Source organism: Acinetobacter sp. YH16052, assembly GCF_013417155.1.
In the GTDB taxonomy this organism is placed as follows: domain Bacteria; phylum Pseudomonadota; class Gammaproteobacteria; order Pseudomonadales; family Moraxellaceae; genus Acinetobacter.
The window spans coordinates 96,177-104,217 of sequence record NZ_VPEO01000012.1 but is presented as its reverse complement, the minus strand read 5'-3'; the positions used below and the strand labels follow the sequence as shown (position 1 = coordinate 104,217).

At 44.2% G+C, this 8,041-nt stretch carries 10 protein-coding genes and 2 tRNA genes; 7 read left to right on the top strand and 5 right to left on the bottom strand.

What is annotated here, in order from left to right:
* Positions 1-170 precede the first annotated feature (170 nt).
* From hisA to hisB, 5 genes are all read right to left on the bottom strand, one after another.
* Complete coding sequence (gene hisA, locus FTV42_RS10065; RefSeq protein ID WP_005095189.1) at positions 171-905, bottom strand: 1-(5-phosphoribosyl)-5-[(5-phosphoribosylamino)methylideneamino]imidazole-4-carboxamide isomerase; 735 nt, start codon at positions 903-905, stop codon at positions 171-173.
* Between the two features lie 318 nt (positions 906-1,223).
* Positions 1,224-1,883, bottom strand: coding sequence for a 3'-5' exonuclease (locus FTV42_RS10060; protein WP_180038654.1), 660 nt, complete (start codon positions 1,881-1,883; stop codon positions 1,224-1,226).
* A 103-nt stretch (positions 1,884-1,986) separates the two neighbouring features.
* Positions 1,987-2,505 carry a DUF805 domain-containing protein gene (locus FTV42_RS10055; RefSeq protein WP_180038653.1) on the bottom strand — a complete coding sequence of 173 codons (519 nt, stop codon included), beginning with the start codon at positions 2,503-2,505 and terminating at the stop codon, positions 1,987-1,989.
* Between the two features lie 130 nt (positions 2,506-2,635).
* Entirely contained in the window at positions 2,636-3,253 is a 618-nt protein-coding gene (hisH, locus tag FTV42_RS10050) for an imidazole glycerol phosphate synthase subunit HisH (RefSeq protein ID WP_180038652.1), read from the bottom strand.
* Positions 3,253-3,846 (bottom strand): imidazoleglycerol-phosphate dehydratase HisB, encoded by a 594-nt coding sequence (hisB, locus tag FTV42_RS10045; protein WP_004729244.1) that lies wholly within the window; start codon positions 3,844-3,846, stop codon positions 3,253-3,255. Before hisB ends, hisH begins: the two co-directional genes overlap by 1 nt.
* Before the next feature lie 96 nt (positions 3,847-3,942).
* On the opposite strand from hisB, the gene FTV42_RS10040 reads away from it, so the two are divergent.
* The 7 genes from FTV42_RS10040 (at position 3,943) to tehB (ending at position 7,967) form a co-directional block, all read left to right on the top strand.
* A complete protein-coding gene (locus tag FTV42_RS10040; RefSeq protein WP_004278652.1) occupies positions 3,943-4,320 on the top strand; it encodes a GNAT family N-acetyltransferase in 378 nt (125 codons plus the stop codon).
* Positions 4,321-4,523: 203 nt separating this feature from the next.
* Positions 4,524-4,599, top strand: a tRNA-Phe gene (locus FTV42_RS10035).
* Positions 4,600-4,736: 137 nt separating this feature from the next.
* Positions 4,737-4,812: transfer RNA gene (locus FTV42_RS10030), tRNA-Phe, on the top strand.
* Positions 4,813-5,033: 221 nt separating this feature from the next.
* A complete protein-coding gene (locus tag FTV42_RS10025; protein ID WP_180038657.1) occupies positions 5,034-5,531 on the top strand; it encodes a hypothetical protein in 498 nt (165 codons plus the stop codon).
* A gap of 225 nt (positions 5,532-5,756) precedes the next feature.
* Positions 5,757-6,506 carry a hypothetical protein gene (locus FTV42_RS10020; protein WP_114540971.1) on the top strand — a complete coding sequence of 250 codons (750 nt, stop codon included), beginning with the start codon at positions 5,757-5,759 and terminating at the stop codon, positions 6,504-6,506.
* Positions 6,507-6,615: 109 nt separating this feature from the next.
* The gene (locus tag FTV42_RS10015; protein ID WP_004278649.1) at positions 6,616-6,888 is read left to right on the top strand and encodes a hypothetical protein; all 273 of its coding nucleotides are present in this window, start codon (positions 6,616-6,618) and stop codon (positions 6,886-6,888) included.
* Positions 6,889-7,103: 215 nt separating this feature from the next.
* Entirely contained in the window at positions 7,104-7,967 is an 864-nt protein-coding gene (gene tehB / locus FTV42_RS10010) for an SAM-dependent methyltransferase TehB (protein ID WP_180038651.1), read from the top strand.
* Positions 7,968-8,041: the final 74 nt, after the last annotated feature.

Sequence of the window (8,041 nt, the reverse complement as noted above, 5' to 3'; positions counted from 1 at the left end):
GAAAGTTGGGTGTATTTCTTCATTGTGTGCTTTCCAATTGCGAGTTGAAAAAGTCCAATGATTCTACGAATACACCTAACTTTTTCAACTAACTACAAATGTGTCGCACTTGAGATTTGAATCTGCGAAATAAAAAAGAGGTCCGAAGACCTCTTTTACAGCAGGCTTAATTATAGCGCCTGTTGCTCATCTAGCAACAATTGTGCTTCACGCAAGCTTAATGTACCTTCGTAAATCGCACGGCCGGTAATTGCACCTAAAATACCCGGTTGATCTTTCAGGTTACGTACATCATCCAGATTGGTCACGCCGCCTGAAGCAATCACAGGCAAACCTGAGTATTGTGCCAGATTCACGGTTTGCTCAATATTCACACCCTGCATCATGCCATCACGCGCGATATCCGTATAGACAATGCTCGACACGCCCGCATCGGCAAAACGTTTCGCCAGGTCAGTAGCCTTGACATCAGTCACATTGGCCCAGCCATCTGTTGCCACCATACCATTCATGGCATCAATCCCAACAATAATATGACCGGCAAATTTTTGACAGGCTTCTTCAACGAATTCAGGATCCTGAACTGCTTTAGTGCCAATAATCACAAAAGAAACACCGGCTTGCAGATAATGCTCGATGGTTTCCAGAGAACGGATACCACCACCAATCTGGATCGGCAAATCAGGCTGAGATCGGACAATGGCTTCAACCACTGGCTTATGGATTGGCGTACCTGCGAAAGCACCGTTTAAATCTACGAGATGCAAGCGGCGAGCGCCTTCATTTACCCAATGCTGTGCTGTTGCGACCGGATCGTCTGAAAATACGGTATCGTCTTCCATACGACCTTGTTTTAAACGGACACATTTGCCATCTTTCAGGTCAATTGCAGGGATGATCAGCATGCTTTCGCTCCTTGCTTAATCTTTAGAATGAATTTGAGTGTATTCATCTTAGCAAATAAAGTCGAAATTTCTAACTCTTAAACGGTATGAATAAAGAAAACCTGTCCATAGATAGGTAGCAGTGAGGTAATTTATTTTAATGGTTTTAGTGATCCGTCTCTTGAATGGCGATCAGATGTTCCACAACGGGTCGTGTACTGAGCGGGTCGATAATCGAAGCTGTAAGATCTACTAAAGTCACAGCTCTCTCATCGACCGCGTTCATCACAGCTTTCATGCGTACATCAAGTTGCCAGTACCAGCAGGCCATGCAAGCACTTAAGCCGTCGATGAAGGACGGATTCTTAATTTTAATGAAGTATTGGGAATCTCTCTGGGTAATAAATCCCGACGTAGTAATTCTTCAAATACCAGCACGGGCGCGTAGGCATCTGCGGCTGCATAATCAATTTGTGCCGGGCTTAGCTTCTTGCTGGCCCAGTTCGAGGTACTAATCCGTTTGGATTTAGGAAAATTCAACTGAAACAATAACGCCATGGCATTTTTTAATCCGACCGGATTGTTTAAACCAAAAGCTTTAAAACATTTAGACAGTTCAATCACACTATTCAGTTCAATTCCTTTTTTACGGAACAGGTGCGCATCATTTTTCAGGCCAAAACCGACCTTGATCTGCTCGCGACTGGCAAAGATCGGTTTAAGAAAATCCCAGATCGAATCATTCATTTGAAATAAATAGGCTTTGTCTAAAGTCGCCAGCTGAATCAGATGTGGCCCAGTAGAGACTTCACCGACTTTAAAGGTGGGCTTGGATTCAGAATCGAAACCCAGGACTGCACAGCTTTTTAGTTCCTGTTCAAGAGCATGACATTGTTCCAGGCTATTAATCACCTGAATCTGTTGCATCGGAAGATTTTGAAATACAGGAAAGGCCTGAATTTGTTCCTTGCTTGGTAAAGTGTCCAGCCGCTGTTCCATACGCATTAATCATGAAATGAATGCGTTCAGCTTAATCATTTTTCCAGCTCTAGGCAAAAATAAAGCCCATGCAGAATGGGCTTTATGCAAAATTTAAACAGGATTAATCAGTGTGATAGCTACTCTGTTCCATCTGCGCCTGTTGAGCACGTTCAACATAATTCTGATAAGCAGGGACAGCAAAGGCTGCCAAAATAACCGCGAGTACCAGGTACAGTACCACCAAAAGCGTTTCCCAGCCACGTGTGGTGCGTGGAGGGCCATATTCATTACTTTCGTTGTGACCTGGCGCCAATAACAGGTAAAGTGTAAAGACAAGGTTCACGACCGGCACAAAGATCAGTAAAGAAAGCCAGCCATTATGATTACGGTCATGTAAACGACGAATTAAAAAAATCACGCTAAAATAAATCGCAACGCCGTAGATCAAAACCAACATCACCATTAAAGGCATAGACATTTTACCATCTAAAGTCTCTGGACTCATTCCAGGCAAAATGAAAGCAGCAATGATCCCGATGCTCATAAAGCAAAAACCAAGCAGCATATTCCATGCGATATAAGAACGTCGCCCAAAACGTCCTGATGCATTCCACCCCGAATCCTGAATTGTATTACTCATTATTTTTCCTTTGTTTTTATTATATTTTTTATAAGCAAGTCTATGATAAAGGGGTTTTTTATAAATGAAAAGTGTAAAAAATAACCAATAAAAAAGCCCGCAATCTGCGAGCTTTTAGAGAAAAGGAAAATCAGATTTTCCATTCCACAAAGTTTTTCAATAACTGCAAACCGGCAGTATGACTTTTTTCCGGATGGAACTGGGTCGCGAACAGGTTTTCTTTATGAATTGAAGTACAGAACTCAATGCCATAGGTACAAGTAGCTGCCACCAATTCTGAATCTTGTGGTTCTACATAGTAACTGTGCACAAAGTAGAAACGCGCATCCTGTTCGATATTGTTCCACATCGAATGATCAGGCTCGACCTGATGCACCTGGTTCCAGCCCATATGCGGCACTTTTAAGCCCGCCATTTCTGGGAAATGCTTAACCGCACCTTCGAAAATACCCAGTGCATCGGTACCGCCATTTTCTTCTGAATGCTGCATCAAGGCTTGCATGCCGACACAAATGGCCAGTACCGGTTTGTTAAATACGGCATTGCGTACCACTTCATCAATCCCGGCTTCGTGCATGCCTTGCATACAGTCACGCATCGCACCTACGCCCGGAAAAACAATCTTGTCTGCTTGCGCAATCAGTTTAGGATCATTGGTCACATCAACTGTGGCACCGACATGTTCTAATGCTTTTGCCGCAGAGTGCAAATTTCCCATGCCATAATCAAGAAGGGCAATACGGGTCATTACAGTGTACCTTTGGTTGAAGCTACCGTATTGGCAGCACGTGGATCGACTTCACAGGCCATACGCAGCGCACGCGCAAATGCTTTAAATACGCTTTCGATCTGGTGATGGCTGTTTTTGCCTTTCAGGTTGTCGATATGCACCGTCATCAAGGAATGGTTTACAAAGCCCTGGAAAAACTCAGAGAATAAATCCACATCAAAACGGCCGATCATGGCACGGGTAAATGGAATATCCATAAACAGACCCGGACGACCAGACAGATCCACCACGACACGGCTTAAAGACTCATCGAGTGGCGCATAGAAATGACCATAGCGTTTCAGGCCTTTTTTATCGCCTAATGCCTGTGCAAATGCCTGACCCAGCGTAATACCGCAGTCTTCCACAGTATGATGGTCGTCAATTTCCAGGTCGCCATCACAATGAATATCAATATCAAACAGGCCATGACGCTTGATTTGATCAATCATATGATCTAAAAAGGGAATACCCGTGTTTAAGGTGCCTTGACCAGTACCATCGAGATTCAAACGAACTCGAATTTTGGTTTCGTTGGTATTTCTTACCACTTCACTGATACGATCTGTCATAGACACGTTCCTCAAATACGTCAAAATGATTGATGTAGAAAATATTTTCGCCGTGACGAAGTCACCGCATATTAGATTGCTCAGGAGGGTTTATCAATGCCTATCACCGTACATGCTTATACTTCTTTAGAAAATGACGAAGTGCGCAGCCAGCTTGAGCGACTGTATGACACGAGCCCGGAATTTAGCGACGGGGCAGATGCCATGGAACAACTAGAGCAAAACCTTGCACAGTATACCTCAGTTTATAGCGCAGAATTTAATAGCAAAATTATTGGGGCAATCTGGTGCACTGGACAGGGCGAAAGCCGCATTCTGGAAAATATCGTGGTACATCCGGCCAATCGCGGTCGTGGTGTGGCAGAAAGGCTGGTCAGCGAAGTCTGCCGCATGGAAGAAGAAAAAGGCGTGAAAAACTTCGTGCCAGGCTGTGGGGCCATTCATCGCTGTCTGGCCAATCTGGAAAAAATCTGAAGATAGAGCAATATCAAGCAGCCGTTAGGCTGCTTTTTTATGTAAATAAACGCTTAAATCTGTTTTATTACTGAGGTCTTTGGTAAAAACTGTTCGATTTATGACTCAAATTCACGCGAGTTGATGGAAAAGTAAACATTTAACGAAAATTATTCTCTCTGCTCTTGACGATTTACAGCTGAAACTGTTTAATACGCGACATCGGCGTGATAGCTCAGTAGGTAGAGCAACGGATTGAAAATCCGTGTGTCCCCAGTTCGATCCTGGGTCTCGCCACCATATTTTAAAACGATTTCAAAGTTTTCAATCCCTGATCCCATCAGGGATTTTTTTTAGGCCAAAAATCAGCCACTCAAATATTTTTTTCATAATTTTGATTGACTAATGAGGCCAGATACGGCTTAATACACCGCATCGGCGTGATAGCTCAGTAGGTAGAGCAACGGATTGAAAATCCGTGTGTCCCCAGTTCGATCCTGGGTCTCGCCACCATATTCAAAAAATCCTCAAACTTGGTTTGGGGATTTTTCTTGCCTGCACCAAAGCCAGATCAGCACTCTTTTCTATTTTTCAGTTGTGTCAACTTCTTCTTTTTCGACGTTTCCTGTCTTTTTATGCATCATTGACCGTTTATCAAACTTAACAATAGGCACCGGCATTATTTGTAAGATTTAGCTTTGACGCTTTCCCTTTTCCAAACGAGGGTGAAAATGATGAATCTCCTAACACCAATTAAACTCGGCCTTCTTACAGCCTGTACTGCTTTTAGCCTACCGATATTAAGCCATGCTGCGCCTGCTGCAGATTCCGTCGTCTTGCCGACCCTGACCGTCATGGCGGAACCGGAACTGCGCGCCGTGACTGAAAAAATGTTGCCTTATCAGGAACAGAATAGCCAGCGTAAGGCCCTGCAAATGCGCCTGATGAAAATTGAACGTGAAATTCAGGCCTATAGCGTGGATGGTGACGTGGTCGCGAATATTGATGTGATGCGTGCACCTGCCGATCCTGATCTGGATAGCCTGCCTGTGGTGTTCCGTGAATATGTATTGGCCATCGCACAGGGCTTGCAGTCTTCAGACCCAAGAAATGGGGTGTATGTATTGCTGCAACCTTTTGGAATTAACCGCGATGCCACCAATGTGAGTATTGTCCGCGAACAATTCGATCCGAACCGGCTGAATCTGAGCCTGCCGTTTAATTCCCCATAATGTGCGCCTGTCGGTCTAGATAACTTTGTTTAACAAGCTTATTAAATCTGCCATGCAACGAGATCGACAAATAGTGTGCTGGGAAAGGGTAGCTTTGTGAGGGGAGCAATTTCTGTCTAAGCTAGACATATTATTGGAAAAATCAAATGCCTTGAATTGTGTTTAAAAAATAAGCATAGTGGATGTAAATCAACAAGATCTGACTGACAGAGCTGGAGCGTATACATGCCGCGTGTTTTTATGATTGTAGCCGCTGTGACACTGGCAATTTTTATTGGGCTGTTTTATCAGAATTCAGTTCAGCAAAAACATCAGGCCGAGCTGCTCGAATATGAAACCGTGCTCGAAGAAAAAACCGAGAGCATTGCGCAGCAGGCACAGGACTGGTCTAAACCGATTCAGATTGAACTTGAAGATGACCGTCTGGATGGTGACTATGCCATCATGGCTGAGTTTATGCTGGGGCAATTGCGCGACAGTGCCGAGGAACGTAATCAGTATCTACGCGACTTAAAAGCCGCCAACTGGCAGAATTTTCTGAATATCGACCGCTTGGCCAAGGATCAGGCACAAGGCTATAAAGAAACTGAAGCGATGCTCAAGCAAGTCCATCAAATTGTGAACAATTATCAGCAGAAAATCCAGCAGCGCGATGCCGAGCTGATCGACAAGGCACAGCAACTGGATATTAAAAACCGTTATCGCCAGCAACTGAGCCTGACCCTGAAAGACAGTCAGCAAAATAGTAATGCACATGTCATTTTTGAAATTGAAAAACAGACGCTGGCCAAGGCCGATGCCTTATTTGCAGTATTGAAAAAGCATAAATGGCAAAAGAAAAATAACACCTTTATGTTCTATGACGATAAAGCCGTGCAAGAGTTTAATGCGCTGTATAAAGAAATGCTGCACCTGAATAAACAGACGGAACGAGTGGCGAGCGCTAACCAGAAAGAGGTTGAAAACAAGTTGTAGGCTGACTGAGATGACAGGATTGCCATAGGACTGTCATCTGCTGTTCAAACTCGCTTGCTAAATTGAAAGGGTCGCACAGATCACGACATAACATTTAAGCAGGTGAGTCATGCAAACAATTCAGGTTTTTGCTGATATTCAGCAGGTGTACGGTGAGTTTGTCGCAAATAAAACATGTCCAAAATTACAAAGGATGAATAACGGGGACAAGAACCGGTTGTTCTTGGATCAATATTTCACGCTGATCGAGGACTGGCACTATACCGAACAGATTGTGATTCAGTTCAATCAGCAGTATTTCAGTCTGGATCTGGGGAGCGCACCGGATTTTATGGATCAGGATAAATACATCAACTGGCTAAAGTCGGAACTGCTGCATTAATCAAGTCATCAAATTCCTGATTGATATACAACCGAGCTGTTTCAAGAGAGGCAGCTTTTTTATTTTGATAGAAAACTGGTATTGATCTTGCTGTTGCATCGGCACAGCGCGAACAGGCGCTGATTCCAATTCCGATTTGAACAGGCTATGCTGAATTAATTACTGCTGCCAAAAGAATGGCAGGCGGAGCATGGATGATATGGAGGGCAAAAATTATGCAACAGTTGAGATGTTATAAGGAACTTCCAGTCTGGAACCAGCAGAGTATTCCCCAGGGCTTTAAGAATCAGCACAATACTAAAGCCGGCACCTGGGCGAAACTGACAGTATTAAAAGGTGAGCTGTATTTTGCCATGCTGGAAGAATCTGGTGCAGTGCAATCCGAGCATGTGTTTACACCAGAGCAGCAACCGCCATTTATTGAGCCTGAGGCCTGGCACAAAATTGTCTCTGCCAGTGAAGATGTCGAATGCCAGCTGCGTTTTTACTGCCGGCCTGAGGATTACTTCATCAAGAAATATCAGTTGAATCCTCCCCATTCTGAAGTGCTGGCCGCCATGCCCTATTTAAAAGGTGGTCGTGCGCTGGACGTCGGCTGCGGTACAGGGCGTAATGCGCTTTATTTAAGCCAGAACGGCTTTAATGTCGATGCTTGGGATGTCAACGAAAACAGTTTGCAGACTTTAAGACAGATTGTACAGACGGAACAGATTGATCATGTGCAGGTGCAGCGCCGCGACCTTAACACGGATACCAGTATTGCAGGCCAATATGACTTTATCTACTGTACCGTGGTGATGATGTTCCTTGAGGCGAAAACCATTCCACCGCTGATTGCACAGATGCAGCAGGCGACTGTGCCGGGTGGCTATAACCTGATTGTCTGTGCCATGGATACGCCAGATATTCCGGCACAAGCCGATTTTCCATTTGCTTTTCAGCCGGGGGAGTTGCGAGGGTATTATGAGGGCTGGAATATTGTGAAATACAATGAAGATATCGGTGAGCTATACCGTGTCGATGAGCAGGGCCAGCGGATTAAACAGCATTTTGCCACGATGCTGGCGCAGAAGGTTTAAATAAAAGATTGAGGATTTTTTTTAAATTCTTGAGCTTAAATAAGACACTCCAAAACAAAAAAAGATGTCAGGCT

Coding starts and splice junctions, on each gene's coding strand:
- hisH (WP_180038652.1), bottom strand. CDS start 3,253: ATGACCCGTATTGCCCTTCTTGATTATGGCATGGGAAATTTGCACTCT.
- FTV42_RS10040 (WP_004278652.1), top strand. CDS start 3,943: ATGCCTATCACCGTACATGCTTATACTTCTTTAGAAAATGACGAAGTG.
- FTV42_RS10020 (WP_114540971.1), top strand. CDS start 5,757: ATGCCGCGTGTTTTTATGATTGTAGCCGCTGTGACACTGGCAATTTTT.
- FTV42_RS10025 (WP_180038657.1), top strand. CDS start 5,034: ATGAATCTCCTAACACCAATTAAACTCGGCCTTCTTACAGCCTGTACT.
- FTV42_RS10015 (WP_004278649.1), top strand. CDS start 6,616: ATGCAAACAATTCAGGTTTTTGCTGATATTCAGCAGGTGTACGGTGAG.
- hisB (WP_004729244.1), bottom strand. CDS start 3,846: ATGACAGATCGTATCAGTGAAGTGGTAAGAAATACCAACGAAACCAAA.
- tehB (WP_180038651.1), top strand. CDS start 7,104: ATGCAACAGTTGAGATGTTATAAGGAACTTCCAGTCTGGAACCAGCAG.
- FTV42_RS10055 (WP_180038653.1), bottom strand. CDS start 2,505: ATGAGTAATACAATTCAGGATTCGGGGTGGAATGCATCAGGACGTTTT.
- hisA (WP_005095189.1), bottom strand. CDS start 905: ATGCTGATCATCCCTGCAATTGACCTGAAAGATGGCAAATGTGTCCGT.
- FTV42_RS10060 (WP_180038654.1), bottom strand. CDS start 1,883: ATGGAACAGCGGCTGGACACTTTACCAAGCAAGGAACAAATTCAGGCC.